Origin of the sequence: Comamonas thiooxydans, from assembly GCF_000964545.1 — a bacterium.
Taxonomy (GTDB): domain Bacteria; phylum Pseudomonadota; class Gammaproteobacteria; order Burkholderiales; family Burkholderiaceae_C; genus Comamonas; species Comamonas thiooxydans.
This window is the reverse complement of the sequence record NZ_BBVD01000002.1, coordinates 86,549-112,412: the sequence shown is the minus strand read 5'-3', so window position 1 is coordinate 112,412 and position 25,864 is coordinate 86,549. Positions and strand designations below refer to the sequence as shown.

The following is a 25,864-nucleotide window of genomic DNA, read 5'->3' as shown; positions in this document are numbered from 1 at the left end:
TGCGTTTTTACACCAGTCGGAGCAGTCTTTGCAGTGGTCGCAGGCATATCGCTGCTGCGAGTGTGAACAACTGTTTGCCGGCCCGGTTCAGATGACTCGCGGTGCGGCCTTGACCAAGGCCTGGGTATAGGGGTGCTCGGGGGCGGAGAACAGCTTGCGCGGTGTGCCGCGCTCCACCACTTCACCCTGATGGAGCACGATGACCTGATCGCAGACATGCTGGACCACGGCCAGGTCATGGCTGATGAACAGATAGGACAGGTCCAGCTCGCGCTGCAGGTCCTGCATGAGATTGAGCACCTGGGCCTGCACCGAGACATCGAGCGCACTGACCGGCTCGTCGGCCACGATCAGGCGGGGGCGGGTTATCAGAGCGCGGGCAATGGCAATGCGCTGGCGTTGGCCGCCGGAGAACTCGTGCGGATATTTGTCGACGTCCTGCGCGCGCAGACCGACCTGGTCGAGCACGCTCAGCACCTGCTGGCGCCTGGCAGGGCGACTGAGCTTCTCATGAGTCGTTCCCAAAGGCTCGCTGACGATGGCTTCCACTGTCATGCGCGGGTCCAGCGACCCATAGGGGTCCTGAAACACCATCTGGAAGTCGCGTCGCGCGGCGCGCAGTTCCTGTTCGGACAGCAGGTGCAGATTGCGGCCCAGCAGTTCCACCCTGCCTTCGCTGGGGCGGTCCAGAGCCATGACCAGACGCGCCAGCGTGGACTTGCCGGAGCCCGATTCGCCGACCACGCCCAGGCTTTGTCCGCCCTGCAGCTCGAAGCTCACGCCGCGCAGCGCCTGCAGCGGCTCGGGCTTGCGCCACAGCGATGTGCGGGGGCGCGAATATGCGCGTTTCAGGCCGCTAACCCTCAGCAAGATTGCGCTGCTGGTTCCAGCTTCAGAGGTTTTGGCTGGCTCGTTCATGTCCTTGCTCCTGCCGTCAGTACCTGTTCATACAGGCAGCGTGCCACATGGGGCTGGCGCCAGGAAGCGAGAGAGGCCGGTGCCGCCATGCTGGGCTGGTGCAGCGTGCGAGGCTGGGGGCGCTCCACATAGCACTCGTCCTGAGTATGGGCGCAGCGGCCCGCAAACGGGCAGCCTGCGGGCAGGTCCACGAGCTCTGGCACGGCTCCGGCAATGGTGGGCAGACGGACTGTACCTTCTGCGGCGTAGAGTTGCGGGCGTGCAGCAAACAGGCCGCGCGTATAGGGGTGGGCGCGCCTGGCGAACACCGCTTCCGTCATGCCGGATTCGACCACGGTGCCGCCATACATGACCAGCAGCTGCTCCGCATTCTGGGCAATCACGCCCAGGTCATGGCTGATGAGTACCAGCGCCATGGAATGCTCGGCCACCAGCTCCTGCAGCAGATCCAGAATGCGCTGCTGAACCGTCACATCCAGGGCTGTGGTGGGCTCGTCGGCCACCAGCAGATCGGGACCGCAGGCCAGAGCCATGGCAATCATGATGCGCTGGCGCTGGCCGCCGGAGAACTGGTGCGGATATTCATCGAGCCGCTGCGCAGCCTGTGCAATGCCCACCCTGTCCAGCAGCTCGGTGGCGCGGGCGCGGGCCTGGGCGCGGCTCATTCCCAGATGAAGCCGCAGGGGTTCTGCCACCTGGCGGCCGATGCTGTGCACGGGGTTGAGGGCACTCATGGGTTCCTGAAACACCATGGCCATGCGGTTGCCGCGCAGGGCGCAGAGCTGGCGCTCGCTCAGGCACAGCAGTTCCTGGCCGTCCAACTGGATGCTGCCGTCCACCTGTGCGTGTTCGGGTAGCAGGCCCATCAGCGCCAATGCCGTCAGCGATTTGCCGCAGCCCGATTCGCCGATCAGGCCCAGCGTGGCACCGCGCTCCAGCGTAAAGCTCACATCGCGCACGGCCTGGGCCCGGCCGCGATGGGTCTGCAGATTGATGGTGAGGTTGGAGACTTCAAGCAAAGCCATGGTGATTCAACGCTCGCGTGTCAGTCGGGGGTCCAGCAGGTCGCGCAGACCGTCGCCCAGCAGGTTCAGACCCAGCACCGACAAGGCGATTGCCAGGCCGGGCCAGATGGCCAGCAGCGGCGCCTGGAACATCAAGGTCTGGGCTTCGCTGAGCATGCGTCCCCAGGATGGCTGGGGCGGCTGCGTGCCCAGCCCCAGATAGGATAGGGCGGCCTCGGCCAGAATGGCCAGTGCAAACTGAATGGTAGCCTGCACGACGAGTACGGCCGCAATATTGGGCAGCACATGGCGCAAGGTGATGGCCGTGCGGCTTTGCCCGCAGGCGCGTGCCGCCATCACATAGTCGCGCGACCAGACGGCATTGGCCGATGCGCGGGTGATACGCGCAAAGGTGGGGATGTTGAAGATGCCGATGGCAATGATGGCATTGACCATGCCGGCTCCAAACACGGCTGTGAGCATGATGGCCGAGAGCAGGGCTGGAAAGGCAAAGGTGAAGTCCGCCAGCCGCATGATGATTTCCTCCACCCAGCCACGGCGTGCAGCGGCGACCAGGCCCAGCACCACGCCCAGCGTCAGACCTATGCCCACGGCGATCAGGCCCACGGCAATCGATGCACGTGCGCCGACCAGAATCTGCGAGGCAATATCGCGCCCGAAGGCATCGGTGCCCAGCCAGTGCCGGCTGCTGCTGGCCTGCAGGGCTGCGTCCATATCCACTTCATAGGCTGAGCCGGGGGTCCAGGCAAAAGACAGCAGCGCGGCGGCAATCAGCAAGGTTGTGAGCAGCGCGCCGAGCACAAAGCTGCGGTGCTGCAGGGCGCGTCGGCCAAAGCCTTGAGGCTGTGCACGCGTGAAGGCGCGTGTCGGGTAGTTGGGCACGCTGGCGCGGGTATCGGTCTGCCTGCTCATATATCGCCGGCCTTGATGCGGGGGTCGATGGCGGCATAAAGCACGTCGACGACAAAATTCACCACCACCACCATGGCGGCCAGCAGCAGCACGCAGTTGCGCACCACGATCACATCGCGGTTGGAAATGGATTGAAAGATCAGCCGGCCCAGACCGGGCAGATAGAACACGTTCTCCACCACGATGGTGCCTGCCAGCAGATTGGCGAACTGCAGGCCCATGACGGTGACGACGGGAATCATGGCGTTGCGCAGCACATGACGCCAGAGCGCCGCGCCGCGTGACAGCCCCTTGGCGCGGGCCGTGCGCACAAAGTCCTCGCGCAGCACCTCCAGCACCGCAGAGCGGGTGATGCGTGCCAGGATGGCTGCCTGCACCACGGCCAGCGCAATGGCCGGCAGCAGTAGTGCCTGCAGCGCGGGCCAGAAGCCGCCGCCGGCCTCCTCGCTCCAGCCCGGAAAGCCGCCGGCCGAGAACCATTGCAGCTTCACCGAGAACAGCAGGATCAAAAGAATCGCAAACCAGAAGTTGGGGATGGCAATGCCGATCTGGGCCAGGCCCATGAGGCCCACATCGCCCCAGCGTTTGTGGTTGGCGGCCGCAAACACTCCCGCAGCAATGGCCAGCACGGCGGTGATGCACATGGCCATGATGGCCAGCGGCACGGTGACCGCAAGGCGTTCCCAGACCAGCTCGGTCACGGGCGAGCCATAGACATAGCTCTCGCCCATGTCGCCGTGCAGCAAGCCGGCCATCCACTGCCAGTAGCGTGTCAGCGCGGGCTGGTCCAGGCCCAGCTGCTGAACCATGGCTGCCACGGCCTCGGGCTCGGCATCGGGGCCCATGAGCATCTGGGCTGCATCGCCGGGCAGGACTTCCAGCACGGCAAAAACCACGATGGAGGCACCGATCAATGTGGCGACCAGCGTAAGCAGGCGTTTGAGCAAGAAGATGCTCATGGCGTGGGGCGTTGTTTCATCGTGAAGTGGGCTCAGACGCGGTGTTTGCGTGCTGCGCAGCATAGCGGCAATTGTGCCGTGTCCGAGAGGGGGCGGCTTTGTCCCGGGCGCTGCCATGTCTTGGGGAGCTTGGGATAATGTGGGCCGATACCGAGAACTGCACAGGAGCTGGCACATGGCATTGATGATTACCGATGAATGCATCAACTGCGATGTGTGCGAGCCCGAGTGCCCCAACGATGCCATCTATATGGGTGAGGAGTTCTACGAAATCGATCCGCACAAGTGCACCGAGTGCGTGGGCCACTTTGACGAGCCCCAGTGCGTGCAGATCTGTCCTGTGGCCTGCATACCGGTGAACCCCGAATACATCGAAAGCCATGAAGTGCTGTTCAAAAAATATGAGCAGCTTACGCAAGCTAAGAAAGAAAGTTAAGGCTTTTAGGGTCTGAATTCTTTGTATATCAAGCACAAATAGCTCCTGATTCAGGAGCTATTTCTCATTCTGCCCCAGGTTCAGGCTTCGCCACCTGCAGGCTGGGCGGCATCGGGCGCCGGCTTGCGGGCAGGCTTGGGGCGGGGTGCCTTGGTGGTGTGGATGGCGAGAGTGGCCTTGTCCATCTGGCCTGCCACCATCTCGGGCCAGGCCTTGAGCGAATGCGCGATGGCGTCTTCGATCAGCTTGAGCTGGTCGGGGGCCGGTTTTTTGAGCACCCAGCTGGCGACCTCGCCCTTGTGGCCGGGGTGGCCTATGCCCACGCGCAGACGCCAGTAATTGGGCGAGCCCAGCTGGGCATGGATATCGCGCAAGCCGTTGTGGCCGCCATGGCTGCCGCCGAGCTTGAGCTTGACCACGCCGGGTTCGAAGTCCAGCTCGTCATGCACGACCAGGACTTCCTCGGGCTGGATCTTGAAGAAGCGCGCCAGCGTGCCTACCGACTTGCCCGAAAGATTCATGAAGGTCTGCGGCTCCAGCAGCCAGACGGTCTGGCCGTGGATGCTGGTGCGGGCCATCAGTCCCCAGTAGCTGCGTTCTGGAACCAGACTGACCTTGAGTTCGCGCGCCAGCGCATCAATCCACCAGAAGCCGGCATTGTGCCGGGTGTCTTCATATTCAGGGCCGGGATTGCCGAGGCCGACAAACAGTTTGATCATTGCTGGATTATCTTCTTGCTAGCAAAGCTGGGCTGGCACGCTGGTTCTGCGTGGCCCAAAGAAAAAGCCCACCGAGGTGGGCCTTTTCTTGGAGTACAGCGGCAGGCGCTGTACCGAAGAAACAAGAATTACTTCTTGCCCTTCTTGGCGGGAGCAGCTGCGGGAGCAGGTGCGGCGCCTTCGGCAGGAGCCACTTCGGGCAGCTTGATGGAGATCAGCGAAGGGTTCTTGTTGGCGCCACGCACCACAGCCTTCACGCCGTTGGGCAGCTTCAGAGCTTGCAGGCCCAGTACGGACTTGGAAGTCAGGGCGCTCAGGTCCACCTTGATGAACTCGGGCAGGTTTGCGGGTTCGCAGATCACTTGCAGTTCGTGCATCAGAGGAGTCACGGTGCAGTTCTCGACCTTCACGGCGGGGGATTCAGCAGCGCCTTCGAAGTGCAGGGGCACGTTCATGTGCAGCTTGGTGTTGCCGTCCACGCGCTGGAAGTCGATGTGTTGCACCAGCTTCTTGTAGGGGTGGAACTGCACGTCGCGCAGCACGACCTTGGTCACTTGACCGTTGATTTCCATGTCCAGGATGCTGGAGTGGAAAGCTTCCTTGTGCACAGCGTGCCACAGGGCGTTGTGATCGATTTCGATCAGTTGGGCTTCACCAGCACCGTAGACGATACCGGGGGTCTTGCCCGACAGACGCAGACGGCGGCTCGCACCCGTACCTTGCTTGGCGCGCTCAGTAGCGACGAATTGCATAACTAACTCCTAGATGGACGGACCGCGACCAGTCTCGCCCGATTGATAAAAGAATCTGCACCTTGCAGCAAGGCCGTGGATTCTTGCGGTGGCCTCGAAACGGTCAAACCTCCCGAAGGAGGTTTGCTTGGGCTCGAAGCCGAAAAACCAGATATTTTAAGCGGTAAACAGACTGCTCACCGAATCACCTGTGGAAATGCGGTGAATTGTCTCGGCAAACAGGCCGGCCACGGACAGCTGGCGAATCTTGCCGCACTGCTGGGCTGCGGGGCTCAGAGGAATGGTATTGGTCACAACCACTTCGTCCAGAGCGCTGCCGTTGCCGATGCGTTCCAGGGCCGGGCCCGAGAAGATGGGGTGCGAGCAGTAGGCATACACGTTCTTGGCGCCGCGCTGCTTGAGCACTTCGGCAGCCTTCACCAGCGTTCCGGCGGTGTCGATCATGTCGTCCATGATCACGCAGTTGCGGCCGTCGATATCGCCGATCACGTGCATGACTTCGGACACGTTCGCTTTGGGGCGACGCTTGTCGATGATGGCCAGATCGCAACCCAGTTCCTTGGCCAGGGCGCGAGCACGCACCACACCGCCAACGTCGGGGGAGACCACGATCAGGTCTTCGTAGTTCTTCTGACGCAGGTCACCCAGCAGCACAGGGGTGGCGTAGATGTTGTCCACGGGAATGTCGAAGAAGCCCTGGATCTGGTCGGCGTGCAGATCCATGGTCAGGACGCGCTCGACGCCAACTGCCTGCAGCATGTTGGCCACCACCTTGGCGGTGATGGGCACGCGGCTGGAGCGGGGGCGGCGATCCTGGCGGGCATAGCCGAAGTAGGGGATCACGGCGCAGATGCGCTCGGCCGATGCGCGCTTGAGGGCATCGACCATGACCAGCAACTCCATCAGGTTGTCGTTGGTCGGAGCGCAGGTGGACTGAACCACGAAAACGTCGCGGGCGCGAACGTTCTGCTTGATCTCGACCGCGACTTCTCCATCTGAGAAACGGCCAACGTCAGCAGCACCAAGAGAGGTGCCGAGGTGCTTAACAATCTCTTCGGCCATGCCAGCATTGGCATTGCCTGTGAAGACCATGAAATCAGAGTGATGTGAATGCATTGTGCGTCCCAGTGCTGTGGGTTGCTATGACGCAAGAAGATGTTTGGCAGGGGAAGAAGGATTCGAACCTTCGCATGCCGGAATCAAAATCCGGTGCCTTAACCAACTTGGCGACTCCCCTACACAGGCCTTTTGTCGAAGACAAACAGCCTTATAACTTGTTCTCTGGAATCCAGCTATTAAGTGGGTGTTTTTCCAGATTTCTGCAAACCTTGATCTGCCATGTGCCAGGAGCACAGCTCAGATCAATGCTTTGCGTTATCGGTGCAAATACCGCACTTCCAGAGCCCGTCATTCTAGCATGCAATTTGAGTGATTCGAGCCAGCTTCTGACTTTCATCACCTCGGGCTGCAAGCCTTCAGCGACCGGCTGCAGGTCGTTTCGGCCAAAGCCGAAGTGATTTGCAGCGAAGTCCGCAACTATAGCAGGCTTTGTGTCGCGTTTCAGGAGATCACTGGAAAAAATCTTGCCAGTTTCCAGGCCCTGTTCGGGTTTGACCACCAGGAACTGCTGCTCCGGCAAGGCATTGCGGCCTGTCAGCGGGGTGATGATTTCGCCGATGCCGCTGACCCAGGCCGAGTGACCGCAGAGGAAAAAGGGAACATCGGCGCCGAGCTTCAAGCCTATGCTTTGCAGTTCCTGGCGCGAGAGCTTCAGATTCCAGAGGCGGTTCAGCGCCATCAGCGTGCTGGCCGCATCGGATGAGCCGCCCCCCATGCCGGCCTGGGCGGGCAGGTGCTTTTCAAGCCCTATGCGCACGCCTTGCGTGCAGCCTGTGGCTTGCTGCAGGGCGCGGGCCGCGCGTGTGATCAGATCATCGGCAGGCAGGTCAACGCCATTGAGGTCTTCACGGCTGATCTGGCTGCTGACCGTGCGCTCGAGATGCAGCACATCATGCCAGTCGATGAGCATGAAGACGGATTCCAGCAGGTGATAGCCGTCAGGCCTGCGGCCGGTAATGTGCAAAAAAAGGTTGAGCTTGGCCGGGGCCGGCACGTCATAAAGCGAGTGCATGGCGTGTATGTGTCAGTAAGAGAAAAACGGTGCAACGATAGCACCGGGTTGCCGGCCAGTCAGCGAGCGTCCTGATCGAGAACGATGCGCAAGGAAGCCTCGGGTGGGGGGCTGATGCGGTCGGCACGCAGGCGGCCATCGCTGATGCGCGAAAGATCTGTCTGCCAGCCGGTCACAGCCGTGTTCTTGCCTTGCAGCCAGTCGAACAGTGCGGCGACGGGAATCTCGCTGCCGGTCATGCGGGTGATGAGTTCAGGCAGGGAGTCTGACTGGGTGATCTGATCGCCCTGCTGCAAGGTGGCTCCGGCACGCGTCCATTGCAGGCGGGCCATGATGGATCCCAGTGGGTTGAAGACCAGCAAGGTGCCGCTCTCGGGCTGACCCTGCAGCTCAAAACCGGCGCTGAAGGATTGCTGCTGGGCATCCTGGACCTGTAGCGCCATGCGGCCGGACCAGTGGTGGCTGGCCGCTACATCGAGCTGCAGCTGCCGTGCCGGTTGGGCGCAGCCGCCGAGCATGGCCGCTCCCAGGGCCAGCCCGAGGGCTGGAAGAATTTTCAAGAAAGTCGGCCTGCGCTTCATGGCGTCACTTTGTGGCGTTTGAGGGTTTCCAGCAGAGTGTCATTGCTGCTGTCTGCCTTCATACCCTGGCGCCAGATGAGTTGGGCGCGGTCTTGCTTGCCTTGGGCCCAGAGAACTTCCCCCAGGTGGGCGGCAATTTCCGCATCCTGACGCGTGGCATAGGCCTGCTCCAGCAGTTTTTCGGCTTCGTCCAGATTGCCGCGGCGGAAATGCACCCAGGCCAGACTGTCGGTGATGAATGGATCGCCGGGCTGCATGTCCAGAGCGGTCTGGATCAAGGTCTGCGCTTCTTCCAGCTTGATGCCGCGATCAGCGTAGGAGTACCCCAGTGCGTTGTACGCATGCTTGAAATCGGGTTTGCGCTTGATGATGTCGCGCAGCAGGCGCTCCATCTCGCTGAAGTTTCCGGCTCTTTCCGCGAGCAAGGCGGTGTCGTAGGCCAGCTCCACATCATCGGGTGCCTGGTTCAGCAGATGAGCTTGCAGCCCATAGGCTTCCTTGTTCAGGCCTGCATCGCGCAGCAGCTGCACCTCGGCAATCTGCTTGAGGCGCTTCTGGTTGGGGCCGTTTGCAGGAATGGCCTGGATCAGGGCGCGAGCTTCCTTCATCTTGCCCTGGCGAGCCAGCAGATCGGCGCGCCGGGCCTGCACGCTGAGCAGGTTGGCGGCATCGGGAATGCGCTGCAGATAGATGTCGGCTTCGTCGTAGCGCTGGCGCTTCTCGGCCAGCTCGGCCCTGAGCAGATAGAGCTGGGATTCGCCAGCAGCGCGACCCACACCCTCAGGCAGCTTGGGCAGCAGAGCGCTGAACTGTGTCAGGGAAACGTCGGCAGCATCCAGCTCACCATCCTGCAATTGCAAATTGGCGAGCATGACCCAGGCCTCCGGAAATTCGGGCGCCTCGCGCGTTATAAGCTGCAACTGGGTCTTGGCATCGGCGTTGCGTTTTTGTCCCAGCAGCACGCGGGCATAGGTCAGGCGCAGTTGTGGCGAATGATTCTTTTCAAGATAGCGCTTGACCAGCGGCTCCACTTCGGCGGAACCCGATTCCAGCAGTTCCATGGCCAGCAAGGCGACGGCACCCGATTCAGGACCCAGCTTGGCGCCGTTCTGCAGCGCCTGCAGGGCGGCAGGCTTCTGACCGGCGATCAGGCGCATATGGCCTATGGCGGCCCAGGCCATGGGGCCGTTCTTCGGGTCCTTTAAATCGATTTCCAGCGCTTGCTCGACCACATCGGCGGCCAGAGGCTTGTCCGAGGCATTGTTGTAGAGCTGGGTGATGGCCAGAAAAGTGGCGCTGCGATTGGCTTGAGGGGTCAGCTCGACCTCTCGACGCAGATAGCTGGCCGAGTCTGCAATGCGGTTCATCACCACCAGAATGCGCAGCACTGCGCGGTTGGCATCGCGTGATTCGGGGTAGGCCTCCAGCCAGGCGCGGGCATTGCGCAGTGCGCGGTCGCCCGAGCGGGACTGAATGGCAAGTTCGGTGGCGCGGCGATAGAGCTTTTCGTTGTTGCTGCTGCGCGCGGCCTCCATCATCAGGGCTTGGGCGTCCGTCAGGGCGCCTTCCTGAGCGGCCATCTCTCCCACCAGGATTTCGTAGAACAGCTCGGCAGAGAGGGCCGCTTGCTCATTCTCACGCTCCGCGGCCTGCTCTAGATCGGTGCTTTGCTCGATCTTGTCCTGCTGGGATGGCGGGTCAGCGGTCTGGGCGGATGCGATTGCCGATCCCATGGCCAGAACGGCGGCCACGGCGAGTCCCTGAAAACGTAGAGGATGAACCATCGGCTCATAATAATCCAAGCTTGTTGAACACTTGGCGAAGATGAGATTGCATGCCTGAGTTGCCCGAAGTCGAGGTTACGCGCCGCTCTTTTGCTGACCGCATTGCGGGTGCGCAGATTGAGAAAGCCACCTTGGGAAAGCCCCTGCGCTGGCCTCTGGGGCTGTTGCCGCAGGCATTGGTCGGCAGAGTCGTGCTGGGCGTGCGCAGACGCGGCAAGTATCTGCTGCTGGACCTGAGCGAGGGTCTGCTGCTCATGCACCTGGGCATGTCTGGCAGTCTGCGCTTTGTGGGCCGCGACGAGGAGTCGCTGGGAACTGGCGGAGTGCATGATCACTTCGACCTGCAGACATCGCGCGGCTTGCTGCGTCTGCATGATCCGCGCCGCTTCGGAGCCGTGATCTATGTTCCGGATGAAGGCGATGCCCTGGCGCGCAAGCTGCTTGACCATCTGGGTATGGAGCCGCTGAGCGACGGATTCACGCTGGACGCCTTTCAAGCCGGGCTGGCTGCCAGTCGCTCGCCCATCAAGCAACTGCTGCTCAGCGGCAGCGTGGTCGTCGGTGTCGGCAATATCTATGCTTCCGAGGTGTTGTTTCTCTCGCGGATTCACCCGACAACACCGGCGCGCGATGTGGGCAGGCGCAAGGTCAAGGTTTTGTATGAGGCCATTCGCACCGTGCTGGCCTTGGCGGTGGAGAAAGGCGGCACGACCTTGCGCGATTTTTCCGCGGCCAACGGCATGGAAGGGCACTTTCAGTTGGAGGCCCAGGTCTATGGCCGCGATGGCCTGCCTTGCTCGCATTGCGGCGCCGCCATCCAGCTCATGCGCCAGGGGCAGCGCAGCACCTATTACTGCGCCCGCTGCCAGAAGGCCGCAAAAACTCTCTGAATTTGATAGCTAATACCGCAGTTTGAGTATGCGTTCAGGCATGTTTTGACGTCACAATTTCATTTTGATGCTTGATATGCCTCAGAGGCGTCGCCAGTGCCCAGGCATTGGCGCTGTTCTGCGCCGTTGTGCGCAGATACTTGGCGGCTGGAGATATCAGGCCAGCCTCTGGAAGAGCCGTAGATGCTGTCAAGGGGCAATGCTATATATTGATCAGGCGGTCAGCCTGGGCTGACCCGGCGACTCAGACAAACAAGAGGGGTAGATGTGTCAGCTTCATTCAACGAGCAGTTTGGTCAGTATGGCGCATGGCGACGGGGCTTTGCCACCCAACTGCAGGAGCTGCGTGAATGGTTGATTGCCCAGGATCTGCTGGACGCCTCGGTGCAGGAGCGCTTGCAGAGACTGGAAGAGCAGATGCGCACCGACAAGGTCATGGTTGCCTTCGTGGCCGAGTTCTCGCGCGGCAAATCCGAGCTGATCAACGCTGTCTTCTTTGCCCATTACGGCCGCCGGCTGATGCCGGCCAGTGCAGGCCGCACCACCATGTGTCCGGCGGAGCTGGGCTGGGAGCCGGAGCTGCCGCCTTGTCTGCGTCTGCTGCCCATTGATACCAGAGAGTCGCCGGAGAGCCTCGGCCAGTGGCGCATGCGTCCCGACGCCTGGGTGCAGCAGCCGCTGGATATCGCCGATGCGCAGCAGATATCCGACACGCTGGCCAAGGTGGCGGAGGTGCGCAAGGTCTCCATCGATCAGGCCAGGGCCTGGGGCTTTTGGCATGACGACGAGGCTGCCGACAACCCCATGGTCGATGCCGACGGCTGGGTCGAAGTGCCGATGTGGCGCCATGCCTTGATCAATATGCCCCATCCTCTGCTCAAGCAGGGACTGGTGATTCTCGACACGCCTGGTCTGAATGCCGTGGGGGCCGAGCCGGAGCTGACCGTCAATCTGATACCCCAGGCACATGCCGTGGTCTTTGTGCTGGGCGCCGATACCGGCGTGACCAAGTCCGACCTTGCCATCTGGCGCGACCATGTGCTGCCGGCAGGAGCCGGCAAGGCGGGGGGCGATGACGCTCTGGCTGCATCGCGTCTGGTGGTGCTCAACAAGGTGGATACGCTGTGGGACAGTCTGAGTTCCGGCGCGCAGGTGCAGGCCCAGTTGCGCCGTCAGCAGCAGGACTCGGCCCAGTTGCTGGGGGTGGCGCTGGAGCGCGTGCTGCCCATCTCCGCCCAGAAGGGGCTGGTCGCCAAGGTGGGGCGTAACGACAGCCTGCTTCAGGCCAGCGGCCTGCCCGCTTTTGAAGATCTTCTGGCCAATGGCATCATGGGGCAGCGCCAGAAAGTGCTGCAGGCCGCTGTGCGCACCAATGTGCAACAACTGCAGTCGCAGGTGGAGCGCGTCATCAATATGCGCCGCGGCGATCTCGACGACCAGCTGGCCGAGCTCTGCGGCCTGCGCGGCAAGAATGCGACGGTGATTGCCAGCATGCGTGCCCGTATCGAGGCCGAGCACAAGGAATTCGACCAGAGTGCCAGCCGCATCCAGGCCATGCGCAATATCCATATGCGCATGCTCAAGGAGCTTTTCCTGCTTCTGAGCTCGAGCACTTTGAAGGCCGAACTGGCCGAGCTGAAAGAAGCGCTGGATCAGCGTGGGCTCAAACTTGGCCTGCGCAAGGTCTATGAGCAGACTTTCGAGCGCCTGCATGCCGTGGCTGCAAAGGCGCAGGACCAGGCCGATGAGATCCAGGCAATGATGAGTTCCTCGTTCAAGGAGCTCAATGCGGAGTTTGGCTTCTCCCTGCAGACACCGCCGCAGCTGGTGCTGTCCGAGCTCAAGGACGACTTGCGCAGCATCGAAGGCAGTTACACCCAGTATCTGGGGCTAAGCAGTGTCATCAGGCTCGGCAGTGCCGACTTTTCGCAGCGCCTGATCAAAGCTCTGGCGCTGCGTCTGCGCACGGTGTTTGAAGCGGCATCGAACGACGTGGATATGTGGAGCAAATCACTGACTGCACCAGTCGATGCACAATTGCGCGAACGTAAACGCAGTTACACGCGCCGCCTGGAGGCTGTGGACCGGATCAGCGGTGCAGCCACTGAACTGGAGGAGCGCATTGCAGACATGGAAAATGCGCAAGCCCGCCTGGGCATGCTGCAGACGCAGCTGATCAGCGCATCGGCGCAATTGCTGGATCCGATTGCGGCCGAGCGGCCGCAGGCCGCGTCCATGCCGTTGGACATCAACCTGGTAGCTTGAAATCTTGACTCTCCCTTCGATTGCCGCAGCCGTAGTGCAGTGGCAGGCCAGCCATGGCCGCAATCATCTGCCCTGGCAGCAAACTCGTGACCCTTACCGCGTCTGGCTGTCTGAAATCATGCTGCAGCAGACCCAGGTCAGCACCGTGCTGGGCTACTACCAGCGCTTCCTGGACGCTTTCCCGGATGTGGCCAGCCTGGCGGCTGCACCGCAGGATGCCGTGCTGGCGCTGTGGAGCGGCCTGGGCTACTACAGCCGCGCGCGCAATCTGCATAAATGCGCGCAGACCGTGATGGAGCAATGGGGCGGGGCTTTTCCGCAAACGGCCGAAGAATTGGCGACCTTGCCAGGTATTGGCCGTTCCACGGCCGGCGCCATTTCATCGTTCTGCTTTTCCGAGCGGGTGCCGATTCTGGATGCCAATGTGCGACGTGTTCTCACAAGGGTGCTGGCGTTCGATGCGGATCTGGCTCAGTCCAGAAATGAAAAGCAGCTGTGGGAACACGCCCAGCAACTGTGCCCCACCGAGAATCTGCACGAAGCCATGCCGCGCTACACCCAGGGCATGATGGATCTGGGCGCCAGCGTCTGCACATCGCGCAAGCCCACCTGCCTGGTGTGCCCTCTGCACTCCGAATGCCGGGCGGCCCGTGCCGGCAACCCGGAGAACTATCCCGTGCGCACGCGCAAGATCAAGCGCAGCGCCGAGTCCTGGTGGCTGCTGCTGGCGGTGGATGCACAGCGTCGCGTATGGCTGCAAAAGCGCCCGCAAGCCGGTATCTGGGCCGGGCTTTACAGCCCGCCGGTCTTTGAAGACTATGCGGCACTGCAAAGCCATGCGCAGGCCGCATGGCCTCAGGACGGGACCCGGAGCTGGCAGGACCTTCCCGGCTTTCTGCATGTGCTGACCCACAAGGATCTGCACCTGCATCCGGTTCTGGTGCCCGTCGATCAGGCGCACGCCGCCCTGGTCTCAGAGGCCGATGAATCCTGCTGGGCGGATGCCGCGGCCTGGGCGGAGCTGGGTCTGCCGGCCCCGATCCGCAAGCTGCTCGATGCCGAGCTGGCCTGAACGCCTGCCGCATGAATGAAAAAAGGTGACGGCAGGCGTCACCTTTTTTCATGGCTGCAGATTTCAGAAGCGTAATCTGGGCATCAGCATGGAGCAGCGCAGCCCCATCAAGGCCAGCCACAGGGCCCTGGCCTGCGGGTTGCCGCGCTGTGTCTGCAATTGCCGGCCGGCGGCCACCACCTGCTGGCGCAGGACTTGCTGCGCCGTGCGGTCGCCTTGGCTTTGTGCGCTCAGCCAGAGTTGCTGGTACTGCTGCACGCTGAGCTGGCAAGGCTCGCCAAGCAGATGGCGCGATGAAGTGTTCAGCAAGGCCTGAGCCTGCGGGGTGTGTCGTGACTGGTTCATGCGGCCTCCTCTTGTTTCGAAGACTTGTTTGGCGCTTCGCTCTCGCTGCGTCCAAAGGCGTACCAGTCCACATGACGCGTGCAGATCATGACCAGGGCCAGCACGCCGAACAGGGCGATGGAGCCGACGACCAGAGCGGTCTGCTCCAGCTGCAGCAGCACATACAGCAGGCCGTACAGGGCCGAGATGGCAATCGCGAACGGCAGGCCGCGTCTGATGCTGCCCAGAATGTGGCTGGCATAAAAGGCCAGCAGAGCCACGCAGGAGCTGGCCGCAATCGCATAGGCCGTGGCAAAGCCCAGGTGTTCGGACAGGCTGATCAGCAACAGGAAGAAGCTGCACAGGGCCGAGCCGACCAGCAGGTACTGCACGGGGTGAACGCGCAGCTTTTTCATGACTTCGAACAGGCCGACCGCGACAAAGGTCAGGATCACAAAAAGAATGCCGTACTTGGTGGCACGCTCGCTCAGCGAGTAGACATTGACGGGGTTGACGAACTCCGTGTCCATGGTTTCGAGGCAGGGGCCGCTGTCGTCATGGCCGCGGGCTGCAGAGGCGGCATAGGTTTCCGAGCTGCCCCAGTAGCCAGGGCTGCAAAGACGTTGCTGGCGGGTAAAGGCCGTGCTGGCAGAGGTGGCCAGCGAGGACAGCTCCCAGCTGGCGGTGAAGCCGCTGTCCGTCACTTCGCGTCGGCTGGGTAGAAAGCTGCCGCCAAACGAGGGATGAGGCCAGTCGGCCGTCAGCGTGACCTTGCTTTCCGTGGCGATGGGGCTGAAGGCGAGCTGCTCCGTGCCCAGCAACTGCAGCTTGAGTTCCAGATTCAGGGCTTCGCCTTTTTTCAGCAGGCTGGAGTCAATTTCCGCCTGGATGCCCTTGCCGTAGCGCTCCAGCGGAGTGCCGGATTCCACTGCCAGATCCTGGCCGTTGGCCTGCAGCGTCGCACTGCGGATGCCGCGGGGGTCGCTGAGCGCGAATGCCGCAAAGACTTTCTTGCAGCGCACCACGGCGTTGGGCTCGCTGGGTTTGGGCAGCTCCGCATACTGCGCGGCATTGGCAAAACCGGCCGAGATCTGGTCGTGCAGCACATAGGTGTTGATGTGGTGCAGGCCGCGTGAGCGCTCTTCCATTTTGGCGTTGGCATCGTGGTTGAGCGTGTCGGGCAGCAGCATGCGCTGGAATTCGCGGGTGCTGTACTCGATTTTCTTGCCATTGGTCGTGCTGGTGGTTTCGGTGCAGTTCTGCACCAGGGCCGGGCCGATCAGCGTCTGCGTGCCGGCCAGGCTGGAGACCACGCTTTGCACGGCGTAGTCGCGATTGCGTATGCGATCTTTCACCACATCCTGAATCATGGACAGGCCGGCCATGAGCAAGGCCAGAACGATCAGCAGTGAGACTGTCTTGAACAGCAGTCGGTTTTTCATGCGTGCTCCTGAATGAAGGGTTTCAGGACGCAGTGTCGGCAGCGACTGTGTGGGCGCAATGAAGTCTGTGAAGCGGGTGTGAAGTCCTGCTCGAAAGCCTTGGCTGCTCAGCTTTGGGGAGCGAAATCCAGTGTCACGGCGAGGCCGGGGTGGCGATTTCGGACCTGCATGCTGCCGCCATGAAGATGCATGATGCGGGTGACGATGGACAGGCCCAGCCCGGTGCCGCTGCGCTCTCCGTTAGGTCTGGGGGTCGTGAAGAAGCGCTCGCCCAGGCGGGCCAGCAAGGGCTCGGCCACGCCCGGACCCTGATCGCTGACGGTGATGCGGTGAGGGGCCAGCTCAAGCTCGATCACGCTGTTCTCTGCAGAGAAATCCAGGGCGTTCTGCAGCAGATTGCTGATGGCCAGGGTGACCAGGCCGGCCTCCCAGGGGCCGTTGCTGTCCACACCGCTCAGGTGCAGGGCCATGCCGCGTTGCTCGGCATGGCTTTGCAGCGCAGCCATGGCTTGCCGGGCACATTCCATCAGGCTGCAGCCATGGCTGGTGTCCAGTTGCTGGCGCTGCTCGAGGCGGCTGAGCTGGAGCAGCTGGTCGATCAGATTCTGCAGACGCAGGCTCTGGTCCACCACCTGTCCGGCAAACATGGCCCGGTCCTGGGGCGGCAGCTCTTCCTGCAGCAACTCGCCCGCGCCGCGTATGGCGGCAACCGGGCTTTTGAGTTCGTGGGTCAGGGCGCGCACATAGCCCTCGATATAGTCGCGCCCCTCCAGGCGCTTGCGCATATTGTCCATGGCCTGTGCCAGCTCGCCCAGCTCGCCGGGCATGTCGGGTATGGAAGCAGGGGCAGAGGTCTGAGCGGGGTGGGCAGACTCGTTGAGCGTGGGGGCCTGCACCTGCTGTGCGTAGTTGCGCAGCCGGCGTACGTGAAGCACAAACCACCAGGTGACCGCACAGCCCACGGCGGCGGACAGCAGCACAAACAGCAGGCCGCCGCGCAGAATCTTCTGCTCCGCGCTGTCGACGATTTTCTGTACCGAGCTGGAAGGCTTGGAGGTGGTCAGCACCCCGGCAATCTGGCCGTCCACCATGATGGGCGCGGAGACATACATGACGCTGCTGGATTCGTCCTCCTTGACGGCTCGCGTGGTGCGTGCGCCATATTCACCGCGCAGCGTCAGATAGACATCGCGCCAGCGCGAGTAGTCGGCGCCCTGGTCCCTGCCCTGGGAGTCGAACAGCACTATGCCCCGTGCGTCGGTGACGGTGATGCGCAGATCCAGCGTGGTCTTGCGCGTGTCCCAGATCCAGGCCTGTATTGGCTTTTGTGTGTAGCCGTGCAGCTGGGTGGCAAACGTGCTGTCCGCACCGGCTTGCAGCAGGCCTTTTTCCATGTCGGCACTGGCCAGCGTGGCAAGCGCATAGGCGGTCTCCACCAGCGTGTCCTCGGTCACCTTGCGCACGCTGGGCTTGATCTCCACCATGAAGACGCGCAGTACGAAAAAGGCGGCCAGACCGTTGATCAGGAAGAAGGCGAAGAAGAGACGCAGGCCCAGACGCATACCGGCTATCCGGGCTGGTTCAGGCTATAGCCCAGACCGCGGTGGGTGACAATGAGCTCCTGATCGGGCAAACGCTCGCGCAGTTTGGCGCGCAGGGTCTTGATGTGGGTATCCACCGTGCGGTCGGTGCTCTCGCTGTCCAGCCCCCAGATTTGCTCCAGCAAGGCGTCGCGGCTCAGGATGCGGCCTGCCGCGTTGACCAGGCTCTGCAGCAGCTGATATTCGCGCCTGGTCAGATCCAGTGCCTTGCTGTGGATCAGGACACGCTGCCCTTGCTCATCTATTTGAAGTGCTCTTGCAAGCTGGGCGGGCGCTACAGGCTGGAATTGCCTGGAGCGGCGCAGCAGGGCGCGGGTGCGCGCCAGCAGCTCGCGCGGGCTGAAGGGCTTGGTCAGGTAGTCGTCCGCGCCCAGCTCCAGGCCCAGAACCTTGTCCATCTCCTCGCCTCTGGCACTGAGCACCAGCACCGGAACAATGGAGCCGGCAGAGCGCAGCTCGCGGCACCAGTCCAGGCCGTTGCCGTCGGGCAGGCCTACGTCCATGAGCAGCACATCAAACGCTGTCCTGCTCCATTGCTGACGCGCATCGGCGATCAGCAGACTGTGGGTGACGGCAATGCCCTCGCGCTCCAGAGCGTAGCAAATCGTTCTTGCAATGGCTGGGTCGTCTTCGAGCAGCAGCACCTGCATGGCTGACGTCTGAGGGCTGAGCATGCGGGTCAGCTGATCGGGTGGATGGCGTCCGGGGCCAGAAACTGCTGAGAGACCTGGATGAACTTGTCGCGAAAATCCAGTGAGCGGTGGCGGCGTACGGTGGGCCACTGCTTCTCGAAGTGCCTGGCGAGAGCTTCGACGAGAAAGACCGAGCGGTGCTGCCCGCCCGTGCAGCCTATGCCCACGGTGACATAGCTGCGGTGGTCTCTGGCCAGCAGCGGCAGCCAGCGTTCGAGGAACTGCTGTATATCCAGCTGCATCTGCTGCACCTCGGGCAAGGCGCCCAGATAGTCGGCAACCGGCTTGTCCAGGCCCGTCAAGGCACGCAGTTCCTTGTCGTAGAAGGGATTGGGCAGCATGCGCACATCAAACACATAGTCAGAGTCTGTAGGCATGCTGTGCTTGAACCCAAAGGACTGGAACATCAGCGTCATCTGCCCTGTGGGTGCTTCGATGATTTGCTTGATATAGCTTTGCAGCTGCGCCGACTTGAGGTCGCCGGTGTCGATGACGATGGAGCGGTCGCGTAGCAGGCCCAGCAGCTCGCGCTCCTTTTCGATATCGAGCTCCAGTGCCTGGCGCTCGTTCGTCAGGGAGCCGGGGGACAGAGGATGGCGCCGGCGGGTTTCCGAAAAGCGCCTGATCAGGGTGCTGCTGTCGGCATCGAGAAAAATCATGCGCGGCATCAGCCCCTGCTTTTTGAGGCGATGCAGCTGATCAGGCAGCTGAGGCAGGCCCTTGGCGCTGCGTGCATCCATGGCAATGGCCACTTTCTCGTCCTGATGATTGAGCTTGAGCTCCACAAAGGACTGCAGCAGTTCCGGGGGCAGGTTGTCGACGCAGTAGTAGCCAGCATCCTCCAGCGCATGCAGCGCAACGGATTTGCCCGATCCGGACATGCCGCTGATCAGAACAATCTCCATGGACATGATTTCAAACTCCTCTGACTTTGCTGCTTTTGCGTGCTGTAGTGCTGGCCTTGGCACTTCGGGCCTGGGTGCCCGATGAACGCTGGGCGCTGTTTGCGGCCTGCTTTGCAGGCAATCTTGCCATGGCCAGCATTTCTCTGGCATGAGCCATGGTTGCTTCGGACAGGTGCTCGCCGCCCAGCATGCGGGCCATTTCCATCTCGCGCTCCTCGCCAGTCAGCGGATCCACGCTGCTGATGGTGGTGTTGGACTTGGGGCGCTTGGTCACCCGGTAGTGCTGGTCTGCATAGGCAGCGACCTGGGGCAGGTGAGTGACGGCCAGCACCTGGCGTGAATCGCCGAGCGAGTGCATGAGGCGGCCCACGGTTTCGGCCACGGCTCCACCCACGCCGGAGTCCACCTCGTCAAAGATCAGGGTCCCGGCCTGGCCCAGTTCGCTGGTGGTCACGGCAATGGCCAGCGAGATGCGCGACAACTCGCCGCCCGATGCCACCTTGGCAACGGGTTTGGGCGTGGCGCCGGTATGGCCTGCAACCAGAAAAGTGATGCTGTCCGTGCCCGCAGGACTGGCGGCATCGGCATGTTCCAGCTGCACTTCGAAACGGCCGCCCTTCATGCCCAGACTTTGCATGGACTGGGTGATGGCGCGTGACAGGCGTGGTGCTGCCAGGGTGCGCTGCTGCGAGATTTTGCGCGCCTCGGCCTGATACCTGAGGTGGGCGGCTTGCTCTTTGGCGCGCAGCCCCTCCACATCGACGGCAGCATCCAGTTGGTGCAGCTCCTGTTTCCAGCCTTCGAGCAGGGCGGGCAAGTCCTCGGGTGTGCGCTTGTAGCGGCGCGCCAGTTGCATCCACAGCGACAGGCGTTCATCGAGATCGGCCAGCAACTCGGGATCCAGATCGGCGCGGCGCAGATAGGCCTGCAGCGAGTGACGGGCATCGTGCAACTGGGCCACACAGGAGCCCAGTACGTCGGCAATGCTCTGAAACTCAGGCTCAAGATGCTCCTGGTCCTGCAGCAGGTGGTGGGCCCTGCCCAATGGGGTGGCCGCTCCCGCATCGTCATCCTCCAGCAGTTGCAGACAGGACTGGGCCGAGTCCATCAAGGTCTGCGCGTGTGACAGACGTGTGTGCTGGGCATTGAGCTCATCCCACTCTTCGGCGCGCGGCGACAGCTTGTCCAGCTCCGAAATCTGCCATTGCAGGCGTTCCCGTTCGCGTTGCAGATTGTCCTGGGCCGAGAGCGCCTGCTCCAGTGCCTGATGGTTCTGGCGCCAGTCCAGCCAAAGCGATTTGAGCTGGGCCGTTTCAATGCCGCCGTAGGTATCCAGCATGGCGCGTGCTGCATCCGGGCGGGTCAGGCTTTGCCAGGCATGCTGGCCGTGAATGTCGATCAGCTGATCGCCCAGATGGCGCAGCTGCGTGGCCGTGGCGGGAGAGCCGTTGATCCAGGCGCGGCTGCGGCCCAGACTGTCGATGACGCGGCGCAGCAGCAAATCCTGCTCCTGCGCAAAACCCGACTCTTCCAGCCATTCATGAAGATGGGGCGGGCAATCGAACTCTGCGCAAATATCGGCCTGAGGGCAGCCTTCGCGCACCACCTGTGCATCGGCTCGTGCGCCCAGCACCAGTTGCAGAGCGTCGAGCATGATGGATTTGCCGGCCCCGGTTTCGCCGGTAAGCACCGTGAAGCCGGTCTGCCAGTCCAGATCGAGTGACTGGACAATCACAAAGTCCCGCAGGACGATGCGCTTCAAGGCCATGGTCAGACGCCTCCCTCGTTCCAGCCCAGTTTTTTGCGCAGGGTGTCGAAGTAATTCCAGCCCTTGGGGTGCAGAAAGTGCACGCTGTGATCGGCGCGCGTCACCAGGATGCGGTCACCATGCTGCAGCGATTTCAGTGACTGCATGTCAAAGTTCGCGCTGGCGTCGCCTCGGCCGCCCACCACCTCGATAGTCACCTCCTGAGCGTCGGAGAGCACGATGGGGCGGTTGGAGAGGTTGTGCGGCGCGATGGGCACCATCACCCAGGCCGGAATCGAAGGGTGCAGCATGGGGCCGCCGGCCGAGAGCGCATAGGCGGTGGAGCCCGTGGGGGTGGCCACGATCAAGCCGTCCGCGCGCTGGTTGGAGACAAAGCTGCCGCCGACCTCGATGCGCAGCTCCACCATGCCCGAGGTCGAGCCACGGTTGACCACTACATCATTCATGGCCTGGGCTTCAAACACGCACTGGCCGTCGCGCATGACGCGAGCATTCATCAGGGTGCGTTCGTCTTCCTCGTACTCGCCCTGCAATATGGGCGTGATGGAGGCTTCGAATTCATCCAGGGCGATATCGGTGACAAACCCCAGGCGGCCCTGGTTGATGCCGACCAGCGGCGTGCCATAGCGCGCCAGATGGCGGCACACGCCCAGCATGGTGCCGTCGCCGCCCACCACCAGGCCGAGGTCGCAATGCCTGCCCAGACCGTCCACGTCCATGCTCGGGTAATCGGGCAGGCCCGCGTAGAGGGCGGACTGGGTATCCAGAATCACCTCACAACCCAGGCTGCGCACGTAACCGGCAATCCGTTGCAGCGCTTCGCTGGCTGCATCGGACGGAACGCCTGCTGCGGGTGTGTGGTACTTGCCGATCAGGGCAATATGGTGGAACGTGGATGTCATCTGGGAAATTACATCATTAAAATGAAATCATGCTCGACGAACGTGCCAAGTTATTGCTCAAAGCGCTGATCGAGCGTTACATCGCTGACGGTCAACCAGTCGGCTCGCGCACTCTTTCACGTGCATCCGGGCTTGAATTGTCGCCTGCCACCATACGCAATGTGATGGCCGACCTGGAAGAGATGGGTCTGATCATCAGTCCTCACACATCGGCAGGCCGCGTGCCGACAGCCAGGGGATATCGCCTGTTTGTCGACACCATGCTGACTGTGGACCGCTGCGATCTTGTAACGCCCGGCCTGATGCCTGAACAGCCGCAGAAGGTGATTGCCAATGCGGCCAATCTGCTGTCCAACCTCTCCCAGTTCGTGGGTGTGGTCATGGTGCCGCGTCGAAGCTCCGTCTTCAAGCATATCGAGTTCGTGCGCCTGTCGGAGCGGCGCTTTCTGGTCATCATCGTCTCACCCGAAGGCGATGTGCAAAACCGCGTGATCTTCACGGATGTGGATTACGAGTCCTCGCAACTGATAGAAGCCTCGAATTTCCTCAATCACCATTACGCCGGTTTGACAATGGAGGAGGTGCGCACGCGGCTGCAGACCGAGGTGGAGCAATTGCGGGGCCAGGTTGCCAGCCTCATGCAGGCAGCGGTGAATGTAGGCACTGAGGTCATGAGCAACCATGATCGCGAGGATGTGGTGATCGCCGGCGAGCGCAATCTGCTGTCCGTGAGCGATTTTTCCAGCGATATGGGCAATCTGCGCCGCGCTTTCGACCTGTTCGAGCAGAAAACGCAAATCCTTAGGTTGCTGGACTTCTCCAATCAGGCTGATGGCGTACGCATTTATATCGGCGGCGAGAGCCAGACCGTGCCGTTTGAAGATTTGTCTGTAGTGAGTGCTCCCTATGAGCTCGATGGCAAGGTGGTCGGCACCTTGGGGGTGATCGGCCCCACGCGCATGCACTACGACAAGATGATCCAGATTGTCGATATCACATCCAAACTGGTGAGCAATGCTCTGAGTCACAAGCGTTAGGCCCTACAATGGCGAAGTTTTTCTGGTGGCAGCCACGGCTGTTGTCAGTGTTGGGGCGTTAGCTCAGTTGGTTAGAGCAGAGGACTCATAATCCTTTGGTCGTCGGTTCAAGTCCGCCACGCCCTACCAAGCTGCATGAAAGCCTGCCGTCTTCATTGATGGCAGGCTTTTTCTTTGCATGAACGTGAAAAAGTTGTCGATTTGGTCCGAGAGCCGTTTTTGCACTGCTAGAATACAACCCTGTTGCGGCTGTAGCTCAGCTGGATAGAGTACTTGGCTACGAACCAAGGGGTCGTGGGTTCGATTCCTGCCAGCCGCACCACAAAACGTCAAGCCTCAGAACTGAAAAGTTCTGAGGCTTTTTCGTTTCTGGGCTCAGGCTTTGGGTATCAGCAAGGTGAAGCTGCTGCCTTGGCCCAGCTGGCTGCTTATCTGCAGGCTGCCGCCATGACGCTGTGCCACGGTGCGCGTGAAGGCCAGGCCCAGGCCCACGCCATCCATGCGCTGGTGTTGCTGCAGGCGCTCGAAGGGCTGGCTGAGTCTGGCCAGCGATGCCTCGTCCATGCCTGAGCCGTGATCGCGCACGGCGATGCCCCATTGGCTGTCTTGCTCGACAACGGCGATTTCCACTTGGGCACCGCCATCCCCAGTCTGTGGCTTGCCGTATTTGATGGCATTGCTCAACAGGTTGATGACGGCGCGGTGCAGCAGGCCGGGGTCGCCATGCACGCAGGCTTCGGCATCCGGCAGCTCGAACACCAGTTGCATGTTCTGCTGCTGGGCAAGGGTCCAGCAATCCGAGACGGCCTGGTCCGCCAGCAGGCCCAGGTCCAGGACTTCGCTGCGGTATTGCTGCTGCTGGGCTCTGGCCAGATGCACAAAATCGTCTGCCAGCTGAAGAGACGACTGGGCATAGCCCTCAATGCGGTCAAACAGTGCATCTTGCGAATCGATGCGCTTGCCTGTGCGCTGCATCTCCAGCAAGGTGATGATGGAGCCTATCGGTGCACGGATATCGTGGGAGATGAACTGCATGGCCTGGTCGCGCTGGGCCTGTGCGCTGCGCAGGTCGCTGATATCGACCAGGGTGATGAGCCAGCCCGAGGTGGGCGGTGCCTCGAAGCTCTGGCTCAGCAGCATCAGATGGCGGCCCTGGGTGTCGCGCCCTTCGCTCTGGCGTGACAGAGTGGCTTGCTGCAATGCGCTGTGCGTGAGCAGTGGCGTGCTGCTGGCAGCGCGGCCGCCGTCGCTGCTGGCGCTGTTCAGGCCGTGGAGCAGGGCGACCAGATCGTCACCTTGCTGGAGTTTGTGCTCCAGGCTTTCGATATAGCGGTGCGCGGCCGTGTTGGCAAGCAGCAGCAGCCCCTCGCGGTCGCAGACAAAAGTGGCCGAGGGCAGCTGGCGCAGGCTTTCGCTGACGAAGTGATGCAATGCGCGCAGCTGGCGCGAGGCTTGCTCCACAGCGTCGATCCGCTGATCGAGTGCGTCGCTCTTGAGCGAGGGGGCGGGCAGGCCCTGGCCTTGCAGATCGCGCAGCTCCAGCGCCAGAAAGCGTGTGGCGGCGCGCAGGCGCAGCCAGCTCCAGAGCGGGTAGGCAAGCGACAGGCCCAGCAGTGCCGCCGCGGGGGCGGTCTGCACATGACCCCAACGCGGCGCCAAACCGGCTATCGACAGACTGAGCAAGGCCAGCAGGATGCTGGAAATCAGCCCGCCAGAAGGGCCGAGCCAGGCCAGAGCCAGCAGGCCCAGCAGTACGGGCAGCACATTGAGGCTGCGGTTGAGCGTGGCAGTGGCTGGCTCCAGATGTGTGTCCTCAAGGATGCCATTGAGCACATGGCCCAGCATCTCCACATTCGAGATCAGGCGCGCATCAAAGCCGATGGGGGCCGTGAATTTTTCGCCAAGACCTGCGGCAGTGGCTCCAATCAGCACGTATTTGCCGCGAAAAGCGACCGCTGGGATATTGCCGCGCAGGATGTCGATATAGGAGTAGGTGGTGAACGGCGAGCCCGGGCTGTTCTGGCGGTCCCGCGAAGCCCGGGCAAAAGCGATGAACTGGGGCTGCAGCTTTTGCCAGGAGTTGGCTGCAACCGAGTCTGCTGGAGGTGGGGCAGATGGTTGGCAGGGTCGGGTGGTCTGGCCCACGCAGTGCAGGCTCAGCGCCATATGCCACCAGAGCTGGCCGGCCTTGCCTTCCTGCGCATAAAAGCGTCGCACCACGCCGTCGGCATCCACAGGCATCTGGGTGTGCCCCAGAGCAGCAGCCTCGCTGGCAAGGCTCTGTAAAGGGGCTGTGGCAGCGCTTTGCGCGGCGCGCGTGACGGGCAGCACTACGTTGCCGCTTTTTTGCAGTGCTCGTTGCAGCAGCAGATCGTCGCCGGGGTAGTCCCAGTCTTCCTCGCTGAAGACCACATCCATGCCGATGGCGCGGGGCTGTCCTTGAGTGATGCGCTCCAGCACGGCGGCGTGCAGTGCACGCCGCCAGGGCCAGCGGCCTATGCTGTCGATGCTGTCATCGTCGATGGCCACGATGACAACATCGGGCGAGGCTGGACGCTGGTGAAGCCAGGCCGAGGTGTCCTGAATAATGCCGTTGAAACGTGCCAGCTGCCCCGGGCCGCTGAGCCACCAGGTCATACTGAGCAGGAAAGCGCTGAGCAGCAGCCAGCTCAGGCGCAGGTCCTGCAAGCGGTTTTTACGCAGGTTGGGCGCTTCAACCATGTGGGTGATTCGGTGAGAAGCTCATAAA

23 protein-coding genes and 3 tRNA genes are annotated in these 25,864 nt (G+C 62.1%); 7 read left to right on the top strand and 19 right to left on the bottom strand.

Annotation, left to right across the window (positions count from 1 at the left end):
- Positions 1-87: 87 nt before the first annotated feature.
- From Cth01_RS02015 to Cth01_RS02000, 4 genes are read right to left on the bottom strand one after another with little or no spacing between them, the layout of a single operon-like run.
- Complete coding sequence (locus Cth01_RS02015) at positions 88-918, bottom strand: ATP-binding cassette domain-containing protein (RefSeq protein WP_045838424.1); 831 nt, start codon at positions 916-918, stop codon at positions 88-90.
- Positions 915-1,943, bottom strand: a complete 1,029-nt coding sequence (locus Cth01_RS02010) for an ABC transporter ATP-binding protein (protein WP_045838423.1) — start codon at positions 1,941-1,943, stop codon at positions 915-917. The genes Cth01_RS02015 and Cth01_RS02010 overlap by 4 nt, the downstream gene beginning before the upstream one ends.
- A gap of 6 nt (positions 1,944-1,949) precedes the next feature.
- On the bottom strand, positions 1,950-2,855 hold the full coding sequence (locus Cth01_RS02005; protein WP_045838422.1) for an ABC transporter permease: 906 nt from the start codon (positions 2,853-2,855) through the stop codon (positions 1,950-1,952).
- A complete protein-coding gene (locus Cth01_RS02000) occupies positions 2,852-3,814 on the bottom strand; it encodes an ABC transporter permease (protein WP_045838421.1) in 963 nt (320 codons plus the stop codon). Before Cth01_RS02000 ends, Cth01_RS02005 begins: the two co-directional genes overlap by 4 nt.
- A 175-nt stretch (positions 3,815-3,989) precedes the next feature.
- On the opposite strand from Cth01_RS02000, the gene Cth01_RS01995 reads away from it, so the two are divergent.
- The gene (locus tag Cth01_RS01995) at positions 3,990-4,250 is read left to right on the top strand and encodes a YfhL family 4Fe-4S dicluster ferredoxin (protein WP_043003465.1); all 261 of its coding nucleotides are present in this window, start codon (positions 3,990-3,992) and stop codon (positions 4,248-4,250) included.
- A gap of 80 nt (positions 4,251-4,330) precedes the next feature.
- On the opposite strand, the gene pth is transcribed toward Cth01_RS01995, so the two are convergent.
- The 7 genes from pth to Cth01_RS01960 form a co-directional block, all read right to left on the bottom strand.
- Positions 4,331-4,969, bottom strand: coding sequence for an aminoacyl-tRNA hydrolase (gene pth / locus Cth01_RS01990; RefSeq protein ID WP_045838420.1), 639 nt, complete (start codon positions 4,967-4,969; stop codon positions 4,331-4,333).
- 128 nt (positions 4,970-5,097) lie between these two features.
- Positions 5,098-5,721, bottom strand: a complete 624-nt coding sequence (locus tag Cth01_RS01985) for a 50S ribosomal protein L25/general stress protein Ctc (RefSeq protein WP_003066033.1) — start codon at positions 5,719-5,721, stop codon at positions 5,098-5,100.
- Between the two features lie 156 nt (positions 5,722-5,877).
- Positions 5,878-6,837, bottom strand: a complete 960-nt coding sequence (locus tag Cth01_RS01980; RefSeq protein WP_003066035.1) for a ribose-phosphate pyrophosphokinase — start codon at positions 6,835-6,837, stop codon at positions 5,878-5,880.
- A gap of 44 nt (positions 6,838-6,881) precedes the next feature.
- Positions 6,882-6,958: transfer RNA gene (locus tag Cth01_RS01975), tRNA-Gln, on the bottom strand.
- Between the two features lie 30 nt (positions 6,959-6,988).
- Positions 6,989-7,852, bottom strand: coding sequence for a 4-(cytidine 5'-diphospho)-2-C-methyl-D-erythritol kinase (ispE, locus tag Cth01_RS01970; protein ID WP_045838419.1), 864 nt, complete (start codon positions 7,850-7,852; stop codon positions 6,989-6,991).
- 59 nt (positions 7,853-7,911) lie between these two features.
- Complete coding sequence (locus Cth01_RS01965; protein ID WP_045838418.1) at positions 7,912-8,433, bottom strand: lipoprotein insertase outer membrane protein LolB; 522 nt, start codon at positions 8,431-8,433, stop codon at positions 7,912-7,914.
- The gene (locus Cth01_RS01960) at positions 8,430-10,217 is read right to left on the bottom strand and encodes a tetratricopeptide repeat protein (RefSeq protein ID WP_045838417.1); all 1,788 of its coding nucleotides are present in this window, start codon (positions 10,215-10,217) and stop codon (positions 8,430-8,432) included. Before Cth01_RS01960 ends, Cth01_RS01965 begins: the two co-directional genes overlap by 4 nt.
- Positions 10,218-10,267: 50 nt before the next feature.
- Here Cth01_RS01960 and mutM point away from each other — a divergent pair, with 50 nt between their 5' ends.
- From mutM to mutY, 3 genes are all read left to right on the top strand, one after another.
- Positions 10,268-11,107, top strand: coding sequence for a bifunctional DNA-formamidopyrimidine glycosylase/DNA-(apurinic or apyrimidinic site) lyase (mutM, locus tag Cth01_RS01955; protein ID WP_034357606.1), 840 nt, complete (start codon positions 10,268-10,270; stop codon positions 11,105-11,107).
- A 267-nt stretch (positions 11,108-11,374) separates the two neighbouring features.
- Positions 11,375-13,372, top strand: coding sequence for a dynamin family protein (locus tag Cth01_RS01950; protein WP_034381703.1), 1,998 nt, complete (start codon positions 11,375-11,377; stop codon positions 13,370-13,372).
- A 4-nt stretch (positions 13,373-13,376) separates the two neighbouring features.
- The gene (mutY, locus tag Cth01_RS01945; RefSeq protein WP_045838416.1) at positions 13,377-14,444 is read left to right on the top strand and encodes an A/G-specific adenine glycosylase; all 1,068 of its coding nucleotides are present in this window, start codon (positions 13,377-13,379) and stop codon (positions 14,442-14,444) included.
- A 63-nt stretch (positions 14,445-14,507) separates the two neighbouring features.
- Here mutY and Cth01_RS01940 read toward each other — a convergent pair whose 3' ends face one another.
- The 7 genes from Cth01_RS01940 to Cth01_RS01910 form a co-directional block, all read right to left on the bottom strand.
- Positions 14,508-14,789, bottom strand: coding sequence for a hypothetical protein (locus tag Cth01_RS01940; RefSeq protein WP_034381709.1), 282 nt, complete (start codon positions 14,787-14,789; stop codon positions 14,508-14,510).
- Positions 14,786-16,210 (bottom strand): cell envelope integrity protein CreD, encoded by a 1,425-nt coding sequence (creD, locus tag Cth01_RS01935; RefSeq protein ID WP_045838415.1) that lies wholly within the window; start codon positions 16,208-16,210, stop codon positions 14,786-14,788. The genes Cth01_RS01940 and creD overlap by 4 nt, the downstream gene beginning before the upstream one ends.
- 107 nt (positions 16,211-16,317) lie before the next feature.
- Positions 16,318-17,772, bottom strand: a complete 1,455-nt coding sequence (gene creC, locus Cth01_RS01930; RefSeq protein ID WP_045838414.1) for a two-component system sensor histidine kinase CreC — start codon at positions 17,770-17,772, stop codon at positions 16,318-16,320.
- Between the two features lie 5 nt (positions 17,773-17,777).
- Positions 17,778-18,461 carry a two-component system response regulator CreB gene (creB, locus tag Cth01_RS01925; RefSeq protein ID WP_045838413.1) on the bottom strand — a complete coding sequence of 228 codons (684 nt, stop codon included), beginning with the start codon at positions 18,459-18,461 and terminating at the stop codon, positions 17,778-17,780.
- A 29-nt stretch (positions 18,462-18,490) separates the two neighbouring features.
- The gene (rapZ, locus tag Cth01_RS01920; protein ID WP_034357618.1) at positions 18,491-19,414 is read right to left on the bottom strand and encodes an RNase adapter RapZ; all 924 of its coding nucleotides are present in this window, start codon (positions 19,412-19,414) and stop codon (positions 18,491-18,493) included.
- 4 nt (positions 19,415-19,418) lie between these two features.
- Positions 19,419-21,176, bottom strand: coding sequence for a DNA repair protein RecN (gene recN / locus Cth01_RS01915; protein WP_034409230.1), 1,758 nt, complete (start codon positions 21,174-21,176; stop codon positions 19,419-19,421).
- A 2-nt stretch (positions 21,177-21,178) separates the two neighbouring features.
- On the bottom strand, positions 21,179-22,078 hold the full coding sequence (locus tag Cth01_RS01910) for an NAD kinase (RefSeq protein ID WP_034381721.1): 900 nt from the start codon (positions 22,076-22,078) through the stop codon (positions 21,179-21,181).
- A gap of 29 nt (positions 22,079-22,107) precedes the next feature.
- Here Cth01_RS01910 and hrcA point away from each other — a divergent pair, with 29 nt between their 5' ends.
- The 3 genes from hrcA (at position 22,108) to Cth01_RS01895 (ending at position 23,437) form a co-directional block, all read left to right on the top strand.
- Positions 22,108-23,115, top strand: a complete 1,008-nt coding sequence (hrcA, locus tag Cth01_RS01905; RefSeq protein ID WP_003066063.1) for a heat-inducible transcriptional repressor HrcA — start codon at positions 22,108-22,110, stop codon at positions 23,113-23,115.
- Positions 23,116-23,167: 52 nt separating this feature from the next.
- Positions 23,168-23,244 (top strand) — tRNA-Ile (locus Cth01_RS01900).
- A gap of 116 nt (positions 23,245-23,360) precedes the next feature.
- Positions 23,361-23,437, top strand: a tRNA-Arg gene (locus tag Cth01_RS01895).
- 53 nt (positions 23,438-23,490) lie between these two features.
- Here Cth01_RS01895 and Cth01_RS01890 read toward each other — a convergent pair.
- The gene (locus Cth01_RS01890) at positions 23,491-25,836 is read right to left on the bottom strand and encodes a CHASE2 domain-containing protein (RefSeq protein ID WP_045838412.1); all 2,346 of its coding nucleotides are present in this window, start codon (positions 25,834-25,836) and stop codon (positions 23,491-23,493) included.
- Between the last annotated feature and the right edge of the window lie 28 nt (positions 25,837-25,864).

Excerpts from the sequence above, each read along its gene's own strand:
- Cth01_RS01890 (WP_045838412.1), bottom strand. The coding sequence starts at position 25,836 with ATGGTTGAAGCGCCCAACCTGCGTAAAAACCGCTTGCAGGACCTGCGC.
- mutM (WP_034357606.1), top strand. The coding sequence starts at position 10,268 with ATGCCTGAGTTGCCCGAAGTCGAGGTTACGCGCCGCTCTTTTGCTGAC.
- rapZ (WP_034357618.1), bottom strand. The coding sequence starts at position 19,414 with ATGTCCATGGAGATTGTTCTGATCAGCGGCATGTCCGGATCGGGCAAA.
- creC (WP_045838414.1), bottom strand. The coding sequence starts at position 17,772 with ATGCGTCTGGGCCTGCGTCTCTTCTTCGCCTTCTTCCTGATCAACGGT.
- Cth01_RS01910 (WP_034381721.1), bottom strand. The coding sequence starts at position 22,078 with ATGACATCCACGTTCCACCATATTGCCCTGATCGGCAAGTACCACACA.
- Cth01_RS01995 (WP_043003465.1), top strand. The coding sequence starts at position 3,990 with ATGGCATTGATGATTACCGATGAATGCATCAACTGCGATGTGTGCGAG.
- ispE (WP_045838419.1), bottom strand. The coding sequence starts at position 7,852 with ATGCACTCGCTTTATGACGTGCCGGCCCCGGCCAAGCTCAACCTTTTT.
- Cth01_RS02005 (WP_045838422.1), bottom strand. The coding sequence starts at position 2,855 with ATGAGCAGGCAGACCGATACCCGCGCCAGCGTGCCCAACTACCCGACA.
- creB (WP_045838413.1), bottom strand. The coding sequence starts at position 18,461 with ATGCAGGTGCTGCTGCTCGAAGACGACCCAGCCATTGCAAGAACGATT.
- Cth01_RS02015 (WP_045838424.1), bottom strand. The coding sequence starts at position 918 with ATGAACGAGCCAGCCAAAACCTCTGAAGCTGGAACCAGCAGCGCAATC.
- creD (WP_045838415.1), bottom strand. The coding sequence starts at position 16,210 with ATGAAAAACCGACTGCTGTTCAAGACAGTCTCACTGCTGATCGTTCTG.
- Cth01_RS01965 (WP_045838418.1), bottom strand. The coding sequence starts at position 8,433 with ATGAAGCGCAGGCCGACTTTCTTGAAAATTCTTCCAGCCCTCGGGCTG.
- pth (WP_045838420.1), bottom strand. The coding sequence starts at position 4,969 with ATGATCAAACTGTTTGTCGGCCTCGGCAATCCCGGCCCTGAATATGAA.
- Cth01_RS01980 (WP_003066035.1), bottom strand. The coding sequence starts at position 6,837 with ATGCATTCACATCACTCTGATTTCATGGTCTTCACAGGCAATGCCAAT.
- Cth01_RS01985 (WP_003066033.1), bottom strand. The coding sequence starts at position 5,721 with ATGCAATTCGTCGCTACTGAGCGCGCCAAGCAAGGTACGGGTGCGAGC.
- Cth01_RS02010 (WP_045838423.1), bottom strand. The coding sequence starts at position 1,943 with ATGGCTTTGCTTGAAGTCTCCAACCTCACCATCAATCTGCAGACCCAT.
- hrcA (WP_003066063.1), top strand. The coding sequence starts at position 22,108 with ATGCTCGACGAACGTGCCAAGTTATTGCTCAAAGCGCTGATCGAGCGT.
- Cth01_RS02000 (WP_045838421.1), bottom strand. The coding sequence starts at position 3,814 with ATGAGCATCTTCTTGCTCAAACGCCTGCTTACGCTGGTCGCCACATTG.
- Cth01_RS01940 (WP_034381709.1), bottom strand. The coding sequence starts at position 14,789 with ATGAACCAGTCACGACACACCCCGCAGGCTCAGGCCTTGCTGAACACT.
- recN (WP_034409230.1), bottom strand. The coding sequence starts at position 21,176 with ATGGCCTTGAAGCGCATCGTCCTGCGGGACTTTGTGATTGTCCAGTCA.
- Cth01_RS01960 (WP_045838417.1), bottom strand. The coding sequence starts at position 10,217 with ATGGTTCATCCTCTACGTTTTCAGGGACTCGCCGTGGCCGCCGTTCTG.